Origin of the sequence: Arthrobacter sp. yr096 (assembly GCF_900108925.1) — a bacterium.
Lineage (GTDB): Bacteria > Actinomycetota > Actinomycetes > Actinomycetales > Micrococcaceae > Arthrobacter.
Genome location: NZ_FNYI01000004.1, coordinates 53,684 through 70,107 on the forward strand (window position 1 = coordinate 53,684; position 16,424 = coordinate 70,107).

Annotated in this window: 15 protein-coding genes; 6 read left to right on the forward strand and 9 right to left on the reverse strand. The window is 64.0% G+C overall.

Annotated elements, in window-relative coordinates:
• Positions 1 to 31: 31 nt before the first annotated feature.
• Positions 32 to 2,746: an FG-GAP repeat domain-containing protein gene (locus tag BMY91_RS11170; RefSeq protein ID WP_090821885.1), complete on the reverse strand. Its 2,715-nt coding sequence runs from the start codon at positions 2,744 to 2,746 to the stop codon at positions 32 to 34.
• A 227-nt stretch (positions 2,747 to 2,973) separates the two neighbouring features.
• Between BMY91_RS11170 and BMY91_RS11175 the strand changes: the two genes are divergently transcribed.
• Positions 2,974 to 3,210, forward strand: a complete 237-nt coding sequence (locus tag BMY91_RS11175; RefSeq protein WP_090822585.1) for a hypothetical protein — start codon at positions 2,974 to 2,976, stop codon at positions 3,208 to 3,210.
• Between the two features lie 22 nt (positions 3,211 to 3,232).
• On the opposite strand, the gene BMY91_RS11180 is transcribed toward BMY91_RS11175, so the two are convergent.
• Entirely contained in the window at positions 3,233 to 3,520 is a 288-nt protein-coding gene (locus tag BMY91_RS11180; RefSeq protein ID WP_090821887.1) for a MoaD/ThiS family protein, read from the reverse strand.
• 7 nt (positions 3,521 to 3,527) lie between these two features.
• Positions 3,528 to 4,682, reverse strand: coding sequence for a WD40/YVTN/BNR-like repeat-containing protein (locus tag BMY91_RS11185; RefSeq protein WP_090821889.1), 1,155 nt, complete (start codon positions 4,680 to 4,682; stop codon positions 3,528 to 3,530).
• A gap of 123 nt (positions 4,683 to 4,805) precedes the next feature.
• Between BMY91_RS11185 and BMY91_RS11190 the strand changes: the two genes are divergently transcribed.
• Positions 4,806 to 5,054 (forward strand): hypothetical protein, encoded by a 249-nt coding sequence (locus BMY91_RS11190; RefSeq protein WP_090821891.1) that lies wholly within the window; start codon positions 4,806 to 4,808, stop codon positions 5,052 to 5,054.
• Positions 5,055 to 5,281: 227 nt separating this feature from the next.
• Positions 5,282 to 6,430: a GGDEF domain-containing protein gene (locus tag BMY91_RS11195; protein WP_177179900.1), complete on the forward strand. Its 1,149-nt coding sequence runs from the start codon at positions 5,282 to 5,284 to the stop codon at positions 6,428 to 6,430.
• A 12-nt stretch (positions 6,431 to 6,442) separates the two neighbouring features.
• Here the strand turns inward: BMY91_RS11195 and BMY91_RS11200 are convergent, their stop codons facing one another.
• Positions 6,443 to 7,201: a LamG domain-containing protein gene (locus tag BMY91_RS11200; RefSeq protein WP_218143841.1), complete on the reverse strand. Its 759-nt coding sequence runs from the start codon at positions 7,199 to 7,201 to the stop codon at positions 6,443 to 6,445.
• Between the two features lie 49 nt (positions 7,202 to 7,250).
• The gene (locus tag BMY91_RS11205; protein ID WP_090821897.1) at positions 7,251 to 7,451 is read right to left on the reverse strand and encodes a hypothetical protein; all 201 of its coding nucleotides are present in this window, start codon (positions 7,449 to 7,451) and stop codon (positions 7,251 to 7,253) included.
• Between the two features lie 167 nt (positions 7,452 to 7,618).
• Here BMY91_RS11205 and BMY91_RS11210 point away from each other — a divergent pair, with 167 nt between their 5' ends.
• From BMY91_RS11210 to BMY91_RS11220, 3 genes are read left to right on the forward strand one after another with little or no spacing between them, the layout of a single operon-like run.
• Positions 7,619 to 10,195 carry a CHAT domain-containing protein gene (locus BMY91_RS11210; protein ID WP_090821898.1) on the forward strand — a complete coding sequence of 859 codons (2,577 nt, stop codon included), beginning with the start codon at positions 7,619 to 7,621 and terminating at the stop codon, positions 10,193 to 10,195.
• Positions 10,179 to 10,520, forward strand: coding sequence for a CU044_2847 family protein (locus tag BMY91_RS11215; protein ID WP_090821900.1), 342 nt, complete (start codon positions 10,179 to 10,181; stop codon positions 10,518 to 10,520). The genes BMY91_RS11210 and BMY91_RS11215 overlap by 17 nt, the downstream gene beginning before the upstream one ends.
• A gap of 58 nt (positions 10,521 to 10,578) precedes the next feature.
• Positions 10,579 to 11,085, forward strand: a complete 507-nt coding sequence (locus BMY91_RS11220; RefSeq protein WP_090821902.1) for a universal stress protein — start codon at positions 10,579 to 10,581, stop codon at positions 11,083 to 11,085.
• A gap of 310 nt (positions 11,086 to 11,395) precedes the next feature.
• Here BMY91_RS11220 and BMY91_RS11225 read toward each other — a convergent pair whose 3' ends face one another.
• Genes BMY91_RS11225 through BMY91_RS11240 form a run of 4 tightly spaced genes read right to left on the reverse strand, consistent with a single transcriptional unit; the run spans position 11,396 to position 16,413 of the window.
• The gene (locus BMY91_RS11225) at positions 11,396 to 12,787 is read right to left on the reverse strand and encodes a GntP family permease (RefSeq protein WP_090821904.1); all 1,392 of its coding nucleotides are present in this window, start codon (positions 12,785 to 12,787) and stop codon (positions 11,396 to 11,398) included.
• Positions 12,788 to 12,810: 23 nt separating this feature from the next.
• Positions 12,811 to 13,446, reverse strand: a complete 636-nt coding sequence (locus BMY91_RS11230; protein ID WP_090821906.1) for a bifunctional 4-hydroxy-2-oxoglutarate aldolase/2-dehydro-3-deoxy-phosphogluconate aldolase — start codon at positions 13,444 to 13,446, stop codon at positions 12,811 to 12,813.
• Positions 13,443 to 15,101, reverse strand: coding sequence for an N-acyl-D-amino-acid deacylase family protein (locus BMY91_RS11235; protein ID WP_090821908.1), 1,659 nt, complete (start codon positions 15,099 to 15,101; stop codon positions 13,443 to 13,445). The genes BMY91_RS11230 and BMY91_RS11235 overlap by 4 nt, the downstream gene beginning before the upstream one ends.
• Before the next feature lie 10 nt (positions 15,102 to 15,111).
• A complete protein-coding gene (locus BMY91_RS11240) occupies positions 15,112 to 16,413 on the reverse strand; it encodes a type III PLP-dependent enzyme domain-containing protein (protein WP_090821910.1) in 1,302 nt (433 codons plus the stop codon).
• Positions 16,414 to 16,424 lie beyond the last annotated feature (11 nt).

Below are 16,424 nucleotides of genomic sequence, written 5' to 3' on the forward strand. Positions count from 1 at the left end.
GAGGGAACGCGTAGCTCGCTACCCCATGGAGCTACCGCGGGTTCAGCATCACCGGCTTGAACTTGCCGGCACCCGTTCCGGAGTACATGAGCAGGGTCCCATCACCGGCCACCCCGACGACGGACGGGTCGCCAGTGCCCGTGAAGCCGTCCCCCAAGGCTGCAACGCTGGAGAACATGTTCCACCCGGAACCCAGGTAGGAACGGGCCAGGAACCCGCCGTTGCCGTTGCCCGGGTAGAGCCACAGCCCACCGTCGGAGCCTCGGCCCAGGAGGTCTTCCTTGCCGTCGCCAGTGAAATCGCCGGCCTGCAGGACCAGGTTGAACATGTCCCACCCTGTGCCGATCTGCTTGCGTGCCAGGAAACCGCCGGCCCCGTTTCCGGGATACAGCCACAACACGCCATCGGCAGACTGGGCCACGATGTCAGCCTTGCCGTCGCCGTTGAAATCACCCGGAGCAAGCAGTTGGGTGAAGCCCTGCCAACCCGTGCCAATCTGCTTGCGGGCCAGGAATTGGGCCTTGCCGTCGCTCGGATACAGCCACAGTGAACCGTCCGAAGCCCGGGCAACAAGATCGGGGTGACCATCGCCGTCGAAATCGCCGGCACTGACCACGGCAGTAAAGACGTTCCAGCCCGTTCCCACCTGGACCCGGGGCAGGAAGCCGCCCGAACCGTTGCCGGGGTAGAGCCACAGCACACCATTGGTGCCGCGCGCCAGGATGTCAGCCACGGCATCGCCGTCGAAATCTCCTGCTTCCCACACCTGGCTGAACTGGTTCCACCCGGTTCCGATCGCCAGGCGGTCCGCGAAGCCGGAACCGTCACCCGGGTACAGGCTCATGCCGGAACCGTTGACAGTCAGGACATCTGCGTTTCTGTCGCCGGTAAAGTCCTGCCCGCCAATGATGCTGCCCGCCAGGTTCCAACCGCTTCCGACGGCGGCACGCGGCAGGAAGCCGCCCTTGCCATCTCCTGGGTAGGCAAAAAGCGTTCCGTCGGCGGAGCGGGCCAGGAGCCCTGCCGAACCGCCACCAAAGGAGCCGGCCGGGGCGAGGCTTGTGAACACGTCCCAGCCCTGGCCCAGCTGCGTGCGGGCAAGGAAACCGCCCGAACCGTTGCCGGGGTAGAGCCACAGGACGCCGTCGGGGTCGGCCGCGATCACGTCGTTGCGGCCGTCACCGTTGAAGTCGCCGGGCGTCACCAACTGGGTGAAGCCCTGCCAGCCAACGCCAACCTGGGTCCTGGAGAGGAAACCACCCTTGCCGTTACCCGGGTAGAGCCACAGGGCGCCATCGCTGCTGCGCGCCAGGATGTCCGCAAAGCCGTCGCCGTTGACATCGGAAGTCCCCAACACCGCGTTGAAAATGTCCCAGCCTGAGCCGATGCGCACCGGATCCTCCAGGCGGTTGCCGGGTAGACCTGCGAACAGCAGCAGCGATCCGTCCGTTTCCCGGGAAATGACGTCGGGCAGCTTGTCGCCGTCAAAATCTCCAGCGGAGAAGCTCATTCGCGCCTTGAGCTTGGGATCGGCATTGATGGTCACAGTGGCCGACGTGGCACTGACAGAATTGATGGTCACCATGGTGCCCGTGTACGTGGTGAAGGTGCTGCCGGCCTGCCATGCATGGTTGGGGCTGTACCAACCGCTGAATGGCCTGGTATCCGGCATGAGGATGAGCGACGAGGCAATCGTGGCGCCACCGCGCTGGACGATCTTGACGCCCTTGTTGCCCCCCGAAAGGTAGCTGTCGTACCCAACAGGCTGCCGAAGTTCCAGATAGTAGACTTCCCGGCTGACGGGATCAGTGAACTTGATGGCCCTCTGGGCCTCGGTGCCACCCCACGGCTTGAGCGTGTAACTCTTGACGCCGGCGGCCACACCAATGTCGCGGATTTCGTCGCCGCGGCCCAGCCCACCGTAGTCCCAGAAGGTGGAGCTGATCACGGGCGAGTTCCATTGGGCTGCACCCATGATGTCCGTGGTGTCGCCGTATTCGCGGATATAGCAGGACGAATCCGTGAACTGGCCGTTGCTGTTGACCCCGACGTCGGACGCGCCGCTGCCGCACTGCAACGCGTCGGCATGCATCATGCCAATCACGTGCCCGAACTCGTGGCTCATCACATTGTTGGAGAAGTTGCTGATCTGCGGCAGAAGGACCCTGCCGCTGTAACTGCCACTGCTGTATCCGGCGCCCAGCGCGTTTCCGGACAACGTGGCAGTCGGGATGAAAATGACCAACGCCGTGTAAGGGCTCGCAGACCATTTCAGCTCGCTGGTGATCGTGGAAATGATGGTGCTGTAACTGTCAGTGGACTTCGCCTTGGACGGGTGCCCGGCAACCTTGCTGGCAACGGACATGGACAGCTTGTTGGCCGTCATCGCCTGCCAATATTTACTGGTTGCCGCCACAGCCTTCTCGGCCTCGGCCATGGAGACCGGGTTGGTGTTGTCCGCCAGCGTGGCGGTCACCAGCCGGACGCGGATGTCCCCGCCGGGCCCTGCTGCCGCTGCGCCGTCACGAAGGAGGGAATCGACGTCGGCCTGTCCCTTTGGCGCGTTGCCGGCGGGCGGCGTGTCGAACATGTGCTCCGAGTGCGGCGTGCCCTCCACGAACTGGACGTTCGGATTATCAGGACCGGGCAGGGGAACGGCCGTTGCCGGGGCCTGTACGAAAAACAGGCCGGTGGCAAACACCACCAAGCCTGTGGACAGCGCGATTGATCGCCGCAAAACACCCATTGAATCTCCCGGGGATGGAGCCTGCGGTGCCTGTGAGTCTCAGGAACCAAGGTCAGGGTACAGCCGGGGCCGCACTGTGCCCGGAAGGCAGGGCGGGGTCACAGGAAACGCAACCATCCCGGAATGCTAACCGGACCCTAACCGCCCCGAAATACCGTGGCAACATTGCCGCGCCAGACTGGAATAGCCGGCAAGTGCAGGCACAAGCTCCAGCCCAGGAGGCCACCATGTTGAAGGAAGTCACAACACACACAACACGTATACGCGCGATCAGCCAGCTCCACCGCGGAGACGAGATCGAAGCCCGCCTGTCCGTGGGTCCCGCCTACGATGACGTGGTCATTCGGCGCGGACGGGTTCAGGAAACGGCACCGGGAATCGGCGTCGTATGGATCATGGATCACGTCTCCGGCATGAGGAAAGCCATCAATACCGACGAATGCAGTGTTTGGCGCGTCGCCTGAACCGGCTTGACCCCAAACCCCCTCAGCCACCGGCCACGGACTGGACAATCAGGACCTCCTGGCCAGCGGTAACCTCCGTCTCAAGACCCTTCAGACGCCGGACCTCATCACCGTTCACGTAAATATTCACGAAACGGCGGAGTGCCCCGGTTTCATCACGCAATCGCCTGGCCAGCACCGGATAATCTCCGGTCACCGAATCCAGCAACTGTCCAACGGTCACAGCCCCGTCGGCGGACGCAGTCAGATAGGACTGTCCGCCGACGAGTGGCTGCAGGACACCAGGCAACAAGACCGTAAAGTCAGCCACAACGGACCTAACCAGGTACCGGGGCGCTGGACTTTTGTTCCAGCTCGACGGCGGTGTTGTTGCCAACCACGACGGCGGCACGCACGCACAGCACGTCCGGCAAGTGCGAGGCCACTTCAGTAAAGGTCTCGCCCTCGTCGGCGCTGGCGTACACCGCACCCCCGCGGGTTCCGAAGTACACGCCCACGGGCTCTGCCGAATCCACCGAGGCAGCATCACGGAGCACCGCGTTGTATTCGTGGTCCGGGAGGCCCGTGTGGAGTTCCTTCCATGAATTGCCGGCATCGCCGGTGCGGTGCACACTGAGCTTGCTGTCCGGCGGGATGCGTTCACCGTCCGCCTTCAACGGAATCACCCAGGCCGTTCCCTCGCGCCGGGGGTGCGTGAGCATCACGAAGCCGAAGTCGGCGGGCAGCCCCTCCGCGATGGAGCCCCAGTTCTCGCCGTCATCGTCCGTGCGGTACACGCCGTGGTGGTTCTGCGCGTACAAACGGCCCCCGACGGCGGCATCCGCTGCGATCTTGTGGACGCACTGGCCGAACTCGGGGTTGGGGTCGGGCATGAAGTAGGCAGAGATCCCTTTGTTGCGGGGCTCCCAGGAGGTGCCGCCGTCGAGCGATCTGTAAACGCCGCCCGTACTCATGGCGACGTGGACCTTCTCACCGGACGGGTCCACCACAATCGAGTGTGCCGCCGCGCCGCCGTAGCCAGCACCCCACTCGCTGCGGTGCGGGTGGTCCCAGAGCCCGCGGTTCAGCTCGAAGTGCTCGCCGCCGTCGGTCGATTTCCACACAGAGATCGGTTCACAACCTGCCCAGACGACGCCAGGGCGGGAATCGGCGTCGGGGTAGATCTGCCAGATACGTTCCAGGGCGGCGTCGGTGCCGTCCGGGAATTTGATGGCGCCCTGCTCGGGTTCTGTCCACGAGGCGCCAAGGTCATCTGAATGGGCCACGGTGGGGCCCCAGTGCTCGGACCGTACGCCCACCATGATCCGGGTTTTGCCGTCCCGCGTGTCTATCCCGATGCTTGGAATCTCGCTCATCAGGAAGTGCGGGCCGGAGAGGGACCATTCTTTTCGGTCTGTGCTGGTTGCCAGCCACAGGCCTTTCTTGGTCCCGATCGCTAAGACATAACTCTCTGCGGTAGCCATGCTGTCCATGCAACCACCGGGGTGGATGGGTGGCAAGGCCCATTTTGCACCGCCAACACGCCTCAAACCGAAAATGCCGGATCCTGGAATTCATGAGTGAACTGCCTGCGAATTCCCGAGTAGGGTGACTTGATGCCCCGTTCAAACAAGCTCACCGAAAATCAGGCATTGGCTCTCACGTGGCGACTGAATTGGGTATTCCCCATATCTGTTGCCGGTTTAGCAATCTCTCTGCTCCTTGTGTGGAGCTATCCGGGGCCGTTCCTTGGCCCCATCCTGGTCCTCATATTCTTCTTGGCAGTGGCGTCCAGCGTCGCCGCGCTGGCCGTGGTCCGCATAAAGCTCACGTCGATGCGTGGTTCCAACGAAATTGGAAATTGAGAGACTCCTACCTATTCACTAAAGTCACAAAACATGCTTGACTGTTGGCTTTGCGGCCGAATACGGTTCGCGACAACAGATCCGGGGGATGAGATGAATTACGGGGATGACAGGCATTGAAAACAGTGAGTGAAAGTTCCGCGGACTCCGGCCAGTAGCGGGACTGCGCCGTGGTTACAGCCGCATTGCAAGAGGGAACAATAGTACTGGACCCATTTTCCGTAAGGATGGTCCTCGGGCTGGTTACCCTGACCCTGATCGTCATCTCCTACCTCTCATCCCAACGCAAACGCTCGCCCTACGCCGGTTGGTGGCGGGCAGCCCTTTGCCTCTTCTTCGTGGGCAATGCCGCCTTTCTGTTGAACGGCACCAGCCTCCAAATCTGGGCGAATCCCGTCGGCAAAGCACTGGTTGTGGCCGGCGCCTTCTGTGTCTGGGCAGGCGCACGAACACTGCGGGACCGGCGGGCCAGCCCCTGGCTGCTGCTGCCGGGATCGTTGCTCAGTGCCCTGGCCGCGGTGCTGAACGGGCCGGATTCGAATGTATGGTCAGGCGGATTGGTTTACCTGGCCCTCACCACACTGGCCATCACTCTGGCCGCAATAGAACTCTGGTTTGCCCGGCCCGCCCGCTCGAGGATCACCAAGTTCTTGTCCGTTACCGCGGCAGTCACCGCGGTCTACTACTTGTTCCGGACGGCTACCTACGCCATCGAGGGGCCGGACGGAGAAGTCTTCCGCACCTTCTTTGGTTACGCACCGGCAGCCCTGATGCACTTGATGCTCCTGGTTTCCGTGTCCTCCACCATGAACACGCTCAGCAACAAACAGCTGATCAGGCGGCTCAAGGAGCGTGCCGAGCGCGACCACCTGACCGGGCTGCTGAACAGGGGAGCTTTCCTGGACCTTGCCGCACGGCACCTGGTTCGGCCAGCATCGGATCGAGGTGCGGCCCTGATCCTGGCCGATTTGGACAATTTCAAGGCCGTCAATGACGAGCATGGGCATTCCGCCGGTGACGCCGCGCTCCGGGCTTTCGCAGTTGCCTGCACTTCTTCGGTCCGGACAACGGACCTTGTGGGCAGGTATGGCGGCGAAGAGTTCATCCTCTTCCTGCCGGGAGCCACCCAGCAACGGGCAGAAGCCATCGCTTCTGAAATCAGTAGCCGTCTCTCTGCCATGGAGGCTCCGGATGGCCAACCATTCCCGACCGTGAGCTATGGCGTCACCTCCACCGGCGTGGAAGCTCCGGACCTGGCCTTCATGATCAACGTGGCGGACGCTGCTCTGTACAGCGCCAAGGCCCAAGGCAGGAACAGGGTGGTGGGTGCTGACCCTGTGCAGGCGGAATCCGATGTGGACAAAATAACCCCCTAGCCCGCTGGAACGCTAGGCGGCGCTGGTTCCCCTGACAGAGTGAACCGTGGAAGTCTTCGGGTAGTGCTGAGGGTCCCGGTCTTCAGATGCGGGGAACTCAAAGAGATCGATCATGAGCTGTTGTTCGTAGACGAGCCGCTGTGGGCTGGCCATGATGACACGCCCGTCCACCATGAACTCAACACCTGCTTCAGACCAGCGGACACCGTAGCTGTGTGGTTCAGTGGCGTCCATGGGCATGTGGATATCCCTGACGTCAGTGGTCAGCCGTGGATCATGATGTGCTTTGATGCCGACGCGAACTGTGGAACCGCCCGGACCAATCTTGTCCCCAAATAGCTCTGCCACGCAGAGTTCACCGGAATCATCGGGGCCCGACTCTTCAAAGCCCACCAACCAGATGGCCAGCATGCAGCTAGGATCCGCGGTTGCACTGGAGTTGACATGGACCTCTCCGGCAACCGGTGTCCACAGCCGCCGGGTTGGCTGGGGCGTCACCACCAGCAGGTCATCCACACGGTGGCGGTGCGTTCCGCGCGTGGAGCCTGCTGGTCCGGAGAAGGTCCCCGTTTGCAGGTTGCTGACCCGAAAGGATCCGTCGGCGTCACGCCAGGCAGGCTGGTCCGCATCAATGCGCAACCGCAATCCAGCACTGGAAAAGTCATAGCGGGCTTGAGACCTGGCGGGCACAGTCCACTGGGGCAGGTAGTGGTCCACCCAGAGATCCTGGTTGAGGGCCGGTCCGGCAAAGCGCTCGTCAAAAGTGGGCACCAGCAAAGCCTAAACGAGCCTCCGCCGCGGAGAAGCCACAAACCAGACGTCAGTCCACAAACTCAGACTGCGTCTCGATGAAGTCCCAATCGGCCATGGTCAGCACGCCACTGACCTTGTCCGGATGCGGGCCACCGGCCTCGGCAATATGCTGCAGCACCTGCAACGGAAGCTCCTCGGCGCGCAGGTTTTCACGCAACCACTCTTTGCTGTCCAAGTGCAGATCCAGCCACCACATGAAGATTTCCATCGCGGACCGCCTTCCCTCGGATTAACCGTAGGCCGGGGCGGAGGCGTCTACAAGGGCCGGCATCCATAGACCCTTGTAAGCAGGGATACGAAGGGCCAATCTATTCGTAAGGGCACTCAGGCGTGCTGTTCGCAGGCCGGAATGATCCTAAGCACAAGGGATCCGCGATGGACTGTGACATCGAGCTGGAAATCGACACCGGCTCTGCACGCGGTGAATACACGGTGCACGTGGTCCGTGCACCGGCGGGAGGTCACGCTTCGGGGACGTTCACCTTGGACGTGGATGGCATCCTGGACCGGCTCCCCCAGCTGGAAGCCACCGTACTGGCTTCCGCCGTCGCGGCCCGGCGGACCATGCCTGTGGCAGAAATGGTTGTCCGTGAGGTTGGGCAGGAATTGTTCCAGGCTTTGTTCACCCGTGAGGTCTACGGAACGTACCGGGCCAGCCTGGGCGCCGCCCAACATGCCGGCCAGCAACTCAGGGTGGTCCTGAGGTTGGCCGCCCCGGAGTTGGCCACCATGCCGTGGGAAACCCTGTTCGACCCCGAAACAGAAACCTACCTCTGCCAAACCGAACCCTTGCTGAGGCACGTCCCGGCCCCGGATTACAACCAGAATCCTTTGGATGTGGCTCCCCCGCTGCGCATCCTCGGCATCGTCGCTTCGCCGCGCGACCTCCCCGCCCTGGACGTTCAGGCGGAAAAAGAGCACCTGAGCCGGGCTTTGGCCGGTCCTGTGTCCGAAGGACGGGTGGAGTTGGTCTGGGCGAAGAGTGGAACCTGGGACGATGTGCAGTCCATGCTGCTGGCCGGTCCGTGGCATGTGGTGCATTTTGTGGGTCACGGCGACTACGACTCGCGGACCGACGAAGGCAGAATCGCGCTGGTGGGGCCGGATGGCCGGGCCGCCATGGTCCGCGCTGTGCGCCTGATGGCCCTCCTCAGCGTCGCCGCGCCCCGCCCGCGGTTGGTGGTGCTGAACTCGTGCTCCTCCGGTGAAATGGGGCAGTCGGACCTTTTCTCCGGGACCGCATCAGCTCTGGTGCGGAGCGGAATCGGGGCTGTGGCCGCGATGCAGTTCGCCATCAGCGACTACGCTGCCATCGCTTTCGCTCACGGTTTCTACGCCGCGATCGCCAACGGTCGCACAGTGGATGAGGCCGCCCGCGTGGGCCGAATCTCCGTGATGGCCAGCCCCGACGGCACACTCGAGTGGGTGACCCCCGCCTTGTACGTCCGCAGCGGTTCCACCCAGCTGTTCACGCTGAAAGGCATGCCGCGGGCCTCAACTGCCGGTGAAGGTGCGACGCCGGCCGGAGCCTCGGGCGCGCAGGCGGCGGTACCAGCCACGCCGGGTCAACCGGCAGCCCCGGTGGGTGCAGCAAGCGCCGCCCAGGCAGGCACCGCCCAAGCCGGCGCCGAATTAACCAGTGCTACCCGGGCCAGCGCCGAACAAGCCATGAAACGCGCCCAGCTGCGTGCCCTCTACGTTCAGGCATCAGCGGAGCTGCGGGCCCACCGCTTGGAGCAAGCCACAGAGCTACTGGACGATCTTCTGACCTTGGAGCCCGGATACCGGGATGCGGCAGCGTTGCGGGACTCTGCCCGGAACCGGCTGCACCTGGCCCGGACGTACCGCGAAGCACTCGAAGCAGAAGAAGCCGGTGACTGGCTCGCCGCTGCCGACGGGTTCGCGGCAGTTCAGGACGATCCCGGATTCCCCGAGGCAGCCACACGAAAACAGGACTGCGAGCGCCGCCAAAGAGTCTCCGATTTGCAGGGCGAACTGCGCTACCACTCGTCGCTGGGGTCCTGGGAAGCAGTGCTGGACGTCTCCGCGGAGTTGGCATCAGTGGACCCGGACGCAGCAGACCCGGACGGGCTCACCACCGCAGCGCTGGCGGAAATCGAGAGGGCCACACCTAAAGAATTGCCCAAGCCTGAAGAAGCACCTGAACCAGAGCCTGCACCGAGGGGGTTCTATACGTCTGTGTCCCCGGCACCGGCCCCAACACCGGCACAGCCCCAAAGGTTGCCCGGGAGCGCGGGGCCGCCGCAGAAAGACACCACGCCAAAAACCCAAACTCCGGCACCTGCCCGGGTTCCGGCGTCGGGCCCTGATGTTTCCGTACCGAGCACAGGCCGCAGCCAGGAACCCCTGAATTGGACACCGCTGGCCTGGGGCGGTGCCGCGCTGGCCGTGGCCGGCGGACTAGGCGCCTGCTTCGCGATCTACTTCCTCTGGTTCGATGAGAACTACTGGTATGAGAGCGGCGGCGATGGCTCCCTGCGAGTGGTCTACGGCTTGGTGGCGCCGCTCGGGTATCTGTTACTGGCGGTGGCCGGCCTTCCGGACCGGACCGTCGTGGGGCGGTTGGTGATGGCGGGAGTGGTGGTGTCCGGGGCCGTTTTTGGGCTCTCCGGACTGAATTACACCGTGGAATTGACCGCGGTGGTGGCCAGTTTTGTCCACGCTGCGCTGGGTTTATGGGCTGGGGTCCTGGCTTTGCGTGCGCAATCCGTGAGGGCTGACGGATGGCTGCTGCTCTGGCCTACCGTGACTGTGCCGTTGGTGTGGATCCAGGACAAGGGCACGTTCCTTGAATCCTGGTACCGGACCCACGCCTACTTTGCCTTGGTGCAACTTGTGATCGTGTGCGCAGCGGGTGTCGGTTTCCTGGTGGCGGGCCGCCGCCTGCGTGCGTCGTCGGAGAAGGGACAGGAACATGAGCCGGCTGGTTGAGTTCACCACGGACGACGGCGGCACAGTGGTTGTGGAGGTCGCCAGCGCGGCGGGGAGCCTGGTGACCAGGGGTGGCGATCACGCAGGCGATCATTCCGGCGTGTTCGCAAGGGCCCAACAGACCTTTGAGCGGGCGCTGGCGCATGTCCGTCCCGCTGTTCAGGGAGTGATCGATGAACTGTTGAGCTTGGAAAACCGGCCCGATGAGGTGAGCGTGGAGTTCGGCATTGACCTGCACGCGGAGGCGGGCGCCTTCATTGCATCAGCGAGCACTGCGTCAAATTTCAAGGTGCGGCTCACCTGGAACAAGCCTTCTGAAAGCTAACCCGTGGTGGCCCCCAAACAGCCTGTTCAATGGCACTCCGCGGCGCAACAATAAGGGTATGGCTGCGGAGAGTTTCAGCGGAAGGATCCCCATGGTGGTCGGTGTCCTGCCGGATCAGCATGTGGAGGTCCTTCAGACCGCCCGGACCTTGGCCGAGCAGCTGGGCGTGCCGCTGGTGTGTGCTTACGTGGACGAGGCCAGCTATTTGGTGGAGTGGGACCCCTCGCGTGAGACACACCGGATGTCGCTGCACCCGGAAAAGGACGACGAGGAGGTCGCAGCCGTCCGCGACGATCTTGGCAAGGTGATCGGCGAAGCAATGGATGGCGGCACGGCCGATTGGACGTTGCGGCTCCTGGCCGGCGATCCCGCCCGGGCCTTGGGCCGTTTGGCGTCGGACATCAACGCTTCCATGATCATTGTGGGTACGCCCGAGCCCGGTTTGGGGCATCGGATTTCGGAGGCGTTGAACGGTTCGGTAGCAGCGTGGCTCAGCCATCACCAGCGCCGGCCGGTGTTGATTGTGCCGCAGAAAAAGAAGCCTGGCACTGCTCATAAAAACTAAAGCGAAAGTACTTATTCGAGGTGGTGGCAATGGGCCCCGGGGCAACGTAGAGTAATTACTGCAGGTCAGCGAAAGCCCCTGCTCAAAGGCCGCTCCGGAGTGCGTATCCCCCAATAACGCACTCCGGAGCTCTTTGTTTTAAGCGGCCGTTCAGGCGTGTACCGTCCCCACCCTCTTTGGCGCGAAAACGGCCCCGACGCGCCTTGAGCAAGGCGTGTCGGGGCCGTTTTCGATTTCATAGTAGGTGGTGGCGGTACAGGGTCACCACGGGTAACTCACGACGCCGGCACCCGGCCTGGGTGCCACAGGCTCACCTGACGAAGGTGTACAGCAGGGCCGCCATTCCGAAGCCCACAACGGAGAGCACCGTTTCCAGCACGGTCCAGGTTTTCAGGGTGTCCTTGACGGACATGTTGAAGTACTTGGAGATGATCCAGAATCCGCCATCGTTCACGTGGCTGGCAATGATGGAGCCCGAGGAAATGGCCACCACGATCAACGCGAGCTGCGGCTGGGTGTAGCCGGTTGCCAGGCTGGGAGCCAGGATGCCGCCGGTGGTCACGATTGCCACGGTGGCCGAGCCCTGCGCAATGCGCATGCCGGCACTGATCACGAAAGCCGAGAGGATGATCGGCAGGCCGGCTTGGGACAGGGAGTCCGCCACAGCCTTGCCAACACCGGTGGCGGAAAGGACAGCGCCAAAGAACGCACCGGCACCAACAACCAGCAGGATCATGCCTACGGGACGCAACGAGGAGCCCGTGATTTCGCTGAGCTCAGCGGAGGTCATGCCGCGGCGGATGCCCAGCAACCACATGGCCAGGAGCACAGCAACGGTCAATGCGATGGCCGGGTTGCCGAAGAACTGGAGCACGTCCCTGAACGGGCCGGCCGGTGCGAAGATGTTGCCGAAGGTACCGCCCAGGATGAGGATCATGGGCAGGCCGATAGCCAGCAGTACCAGTCCGATGGAAGGCTCATTGCCCTTGGCAGTGTCCGCTTCGGGAACAATCCGGTCCTCGGGCACGGAGACCATGACGCGCTTGCCGATCCAGGTGCCCCACAAAATACCGGAAGCGAACCAGGCCGGGATACCGCAGATGAGGCCCATGAGGATGATCCAGCCCAGGTCCACGTGGAACAGCCCGGCTGCAGCAACGGGGCCGGGGTGCGGCGGAAGGAAGGCGTGCGTCACGGAGAGACCAGCCAGCAGCGGCAGCGCGTACAGGGCCAACGACTTGCCGCCACGGATCGCAGCAACGTACACCAAGGGTGCCAGGACGAAGATGCCGATGTCGAAGAACACCGGGATACCCAGCACGAAGCCGGTGATACCCATGGCCAAGGGGGTGCCCTTTTCCCCGAAGATCTTCACAAGCCTTCCCAGCAGCACTTCCGCGCCGCCGGATCGCTCAAGGATGGCGCCGAGGACAGTACCGAGGCCGATGATCACCGTGATGTGGCCGAGGATGCCGGCAAAACCCTTCTCAATGAGGGCGTCGCTGCTCTTGGTGGCTGAGCCCACCAAGGCCTCCACGGAGATCCCACCCACCAGGGCCACGATCACACCGGTTCCCACCAGGGCGATGAACGGTTCGAGCTTGACCTTGATGATCAGGAACAGCAGAAGGGCAATGCCTGCGCCTGCCAGGAGGAGCAGGCCGGCGGTATCGTGCCGCAGCCATTCGAGAAATTCATTCATGGGCGTTTCTTTCTGGGTGAGTCCTACTTGAGGGTGCCGGTGAAGGCGGCGGCACGTGCCGCGATGTCTGCCCAGTCGCCTGCAGCAACTGCTGCGGGCGGGACCACGCTGGTGCCGCAGCAGACTGCGGCAGCACCGGCGTCGAGGTAGCTCTTGGCGTTGGAGGCGTCGATGCCTCCCGAAGGCAGCAAGCGGATGCCCGGGTACGGGCCCTGCAAGTCCTTCAGGTACGCCGGGCCGAGCTGCCGGGCGGGGAAAATCTTGACGGCGGCCGAGCCCAAATCCAGGGCCTGTGCCACCTCGGTGGGGGTCATGGCTCCGAGGCTGAACGGGATCCCCGCAGCCACGGCCACGGCGGCAACTTCCGGACGGAGGCCCGGCGTCACCAGGAACTGGGCGCCGGCGTCGATCGCTGCGCGGGCTTGGTCGGCGGTCATCACTGTGCCGATTCCGACGGCGGCACCGTGGTCCGCTGCCGTCTCCGCCGCACGCTGTACATGCTTGAGCACATCCGGGGTGGTGAAGGTGAGCTCGACGCTGCGGATGCCGCCGTCGGCCAAGGCCCGGCAAAGATCCGCGGCGTCGGTGATGGACGGCGCGCGGACCACGGCCAGGGTGCGGTCGGCTTCGAGCTGCTGGAGGAACTGTTCAGGGGTCATTGTTGTCCTTCTCGGGTAAGGCCGTCACTGTGTCGGCGCAAGGCACGGCCGGCGCGCGCCCCGGTGGGGTTGCCGCCGTCGATCGCTGCTGTGCCGTTGACGAAGACGTACTGGATGCCGCTGGCGGCTTGGCGGGGATTCTCAAAAGTGGCTTCGTCGCGAATGGTTTCGGGATCAAAGAGCACGACGTCGGCCGCGTAGCCTTCGCGGACCAGCCCCCTCTTGTGGAGCTTGAGTCGCGCGGCGGGACGGCCGCTGAGGTGGTGGACCGTTTCCTCAAGGCTGAGCAGCCCGAGGTCGCGGGAGTAGTGGCCGAGGTAGCGCGGGAACGTGCCCCAAGCACGGGGGTGCGGCTTGGCGCCAACCAAGAGTCCGTCGCTGCCGCCGGTGTGGGTACGGTGCTTCATGATGGCTTGCACGTTCTCCTCGTGGCCAACATGCTGCAGTATTCCCGTGCCAAGGCGGTCCTCCGTGAGGATCTGCGCGAAGACATCGAAGGGATCCTGCGTGGTTTCGGCCGCGATGTCCTTGATGGTCTTGCCCACGTAGCCTGCGAGCGCAGGGTTCTGCACTCCGCTGATTTCCAGGGTGTCCCACTCCGCAACCACGCCGTGGCAGCCGTCTGAGCCGTAGATCTCCACGGCTTCCCGGATGCGTGCCCTGGTTTCCGGGTCTGCCAGCCGGGCCAACGTGGCCTCGGTTCCGCCGGAGGAGGCCCAGCTCGGGAGAATGGCGCTGAGGGTGGTGGCCCCCGGGAGATACGGGTACGTGTCCAGGGTGATGTCCACGCCCTGCTCCAAGGCGTGGTCGATCAGGTCCAGGAGTTCACCGGCGCGGCCCTTGTTCTCCGCGAAGTTCATGGTGGCGTGGGAGAGATGCAGGGCACAGCCGGTCTGGCGGCTCAGCCCGATCATCTCAGCGTAAGCATCGAGCGCTCCTTTGCCGTAGGAGCGGTGGTGCGGCGCATAAAAGCCGCCCATTTCCCCGACGGTGCTGCAGAGCCCGGCGAGTTCCTCAGTCTGCGCGTACATTCCCGGCGTGTAGGTCAGGCCCGAGGACATACCCACAGCACCTTCCTCCATCGCCGTGCGGATGACGTCCTGCATCTGCTGCTGTTGCTCCGGCGTGGGGTCACCTTCGGCGAAGCCCATCACCATGGCCCGGACGGTTCCTTGGGGAACGAGGTAGGCGGCGTTGGTGGCGATGCGGCCGCCGTCTTCCTCAGCGTCCAGGCGGTCGAGGTACTCCCCCACCGTCCGCCAGTTCCAGTCGAAATCGGCCGGATTGTCGTTCCAGCCGGCGATCTTCTCCCGGACACCGGCCAACGTGGCGTCATCCACCGGGGCGTAGGACAATCCGTCCTGGCCCAGCAATTCCGTGGTGACTCCCTGGCTGAGCTTGGCGTAGTGCTCCCTGTTGACCAGCAGTTGCAGGTCCGAGTGTGCGTGCATGTCGATAAACCCTGGGCTCAGGACGAGTCCCGTGGCGTCGATGACGCGGTCAACGCCGGTCTCCGCTGCGGTGAGGGAACCAGCGGCGAGGGAACCAGCCTCGACGACGGCGGCAATCACCGGGCCGTCCAGCAGGACGTCCGCGCTGCGGCGGTCCGCTCCGGTTCCATCCACCAGGGTGGCGTTGCTGATGAGAATCTTCATGGCAGGGGTCCTAGAAGAAAGTATGGATAAGGTCGACGACGGTCTGGTCGCCGTTGGTGTCCGCGAGGACCGGAATGACGGTCCATTTGTCGAACGCGGTGCACGGGTGGGACAAGCCCAGCCTCACGACATCGCCGGGGCTCACCGTAGTGGTGTCGGCGTCGAAGGTCATGAAGCTGTGCTGGTCATTGACCGAGGTGATGCAAGCGCCAACCAAAGGCTGCATGGCGCCGCCCAGCTCCGGGCCGATGAACTGCGGTTCGGGCAGCCCTTCGTCGAAGGGGAGGTCGCGCTTGCCGGCGTCCAGGATGGCCAGGCCGGGTTCGGTCTGCGAAACGACTCGCGCCCAGCCATACATTCCGGCCGTGAAAGGCTGGTCTCCTTCACGGGAGAACGGCGAGATTCCACGGTAGAAGCCGTCGTCGTGGATGATGTAGGCGCCGCTGCGGATCATGAGGTCCACGGTGGGGCCACCCTCCGAATCTGCGCTGATGTAGGGCGACAGAACCGATACGACGTCATCAAAGTAGGCGCTTCCCCCGGCCGTGAGGATCACGGAATCCGTGCCGTACAGGCCTTCGGTGAGAAGCCTCTGATGCAGCAGTCCCATCTGGGCGAGGTAGCCACGGACGGCGGCCAGTCCGGCGTCGTCCGCTGTGTGTGCGAGTGAGCCTTCATAGCCGCTGACGCCTGCCAGCCGCAGGTTCGGCGAGGCCGAAATGGCATGTGCCACCTCCATGGCAGCGTCCACGCCACGGGCGCCGGTCCGTCCGCCATGGGCTCCGAGTTCCACCAGGACATCCAGTACGGCGTCGCTGCCGTCAAGTGTCCGGTTGATGACATCCACGGTTCCCAGGGAGTCGATCCAGGACAGGGTGGTGGTGTCCGCGGGCTGGCCTGCCACCCACTGGATTGCGTGTGGGTCCGTGAGGCTGTTGGCCAGCTGCAGGTTCCGTACACCGAACTCGCGGGCCACGCGCAGCTGCGCGAAGTTGGCCAGTGTGATGCCCCAGGCGCCACGGGTGAGCTGCTCGGCCCAGAGCTGCGGGGCCATGGTGGTCTTGCCGTGCGGGGCAAGCAGGACACCGTGTTCCGCGCACCACTCGGCCAAGCGATCGGCGTTGGATGCGAGCGCGTTGGCGTCGAGTGTGAGCAGCGGGGTCTGGAGGTCGGCCAGCGTGTGCCTGGCGGCAAGGAAGTCCGCGTGGGTGGTCCCGTTCCCGGTGGCCGGCACGGCCTTGTGCCGCCAGTCGAGCCGGCGATCGGCAAGGTCCGCCACGGCGGATGCCGAGATGGCTTCGGAAGTATTCACGCGTTGGTTCC

Excerpts from the sequence above, each read along its gene's own strand:
- BMY91_RS11225 (WP_090821904.1), bottom strand. The coding sequence starts at position 12,787 with ATGAATGAATTTCTCGAATGGCTGCGGCACGATACCGCCGGCCTGCTC.
- BMY91_RS11195 (WP_177179900.1), top strand. The coding sequence starts at position 5,282 with ATGGTCCTCGGGCTGGTTACCCTGACCCTGATCGTCATCTCCTACCTC.
- BMY91_RS11190 (WP_090821891.1), top strand. The coding sequence starts at position 4,806 with ATGCCCCGTTCAAACAAGCTCACCGAAAATCAGGCATTGGCTCTCACG.
- BMY91_RS11205 (WP_090821897.1), bottom strand. The coding sequence starts at position 7,451 with ATGGAAATCTTCATGTGGTGGCTGGATCTGCACTTGGACAGCAAAGAG.
- BMY91_RS11170 (WP_090821885.1), bottom strand. The coding sequence starts at position 2,746 with ATGGGTGTTTTGCGGCGATCAATCGCGCTGTCCACAGGCTTGGTGGTG.
- BMY91_RS11220 (WP_090821902.1), top strand. The coding sequence starts at position 10,579 with ATGGCTGCGGAGAGTTTCAGCGGAAGGATCCCCATGGTGGTCGGTGTC.
- BMY91_RS11210 (WP_090821898.1), top strand. The coding sequence starts at position 7,619 with ATGGACTGTGACATCGAGCTGGAAATCGACACCGGCTCTGCACGCGGT.
- BMY91_RS11175 (WP_090822585.1), top strand. The coding sequence starts at position 2,974 with ATGTTGAAGGAAGTCACAACACACACAACACGTATACGCGCGATCAGC.
- BMY91_RS11235 (WP_090821908.1), bottom strand. The coding sequence starts at position 15,101 with ATGAAGATTCTCATCAGCAACGCCACCCTGGTGGATGGAACCGGAGCG.
- BMY91_RS11215 (WP_090821900.1), top strand. The coding sequence starts at position 10,179 with ATGAGCCGGCTGGTTGAGTTCACCACGGACGACGGCGGCACAGTGGTT.
- BMY91_RS11230 (WP_090821906.1), bottom strand. The coding sequence starts at position 13,446 with ATGACCCCTGAACAGTTCCTCCAGCAGCTCGAAGCCGACCGCACCCTG.
- BMY91_RS11185 (WP_090821889.1), bottom strand. The coding sequence starts at position 4,682 with ATGGACAGCATGGCTACCGCAGAGAGTTATGTCTTAGCGATCGGGACC.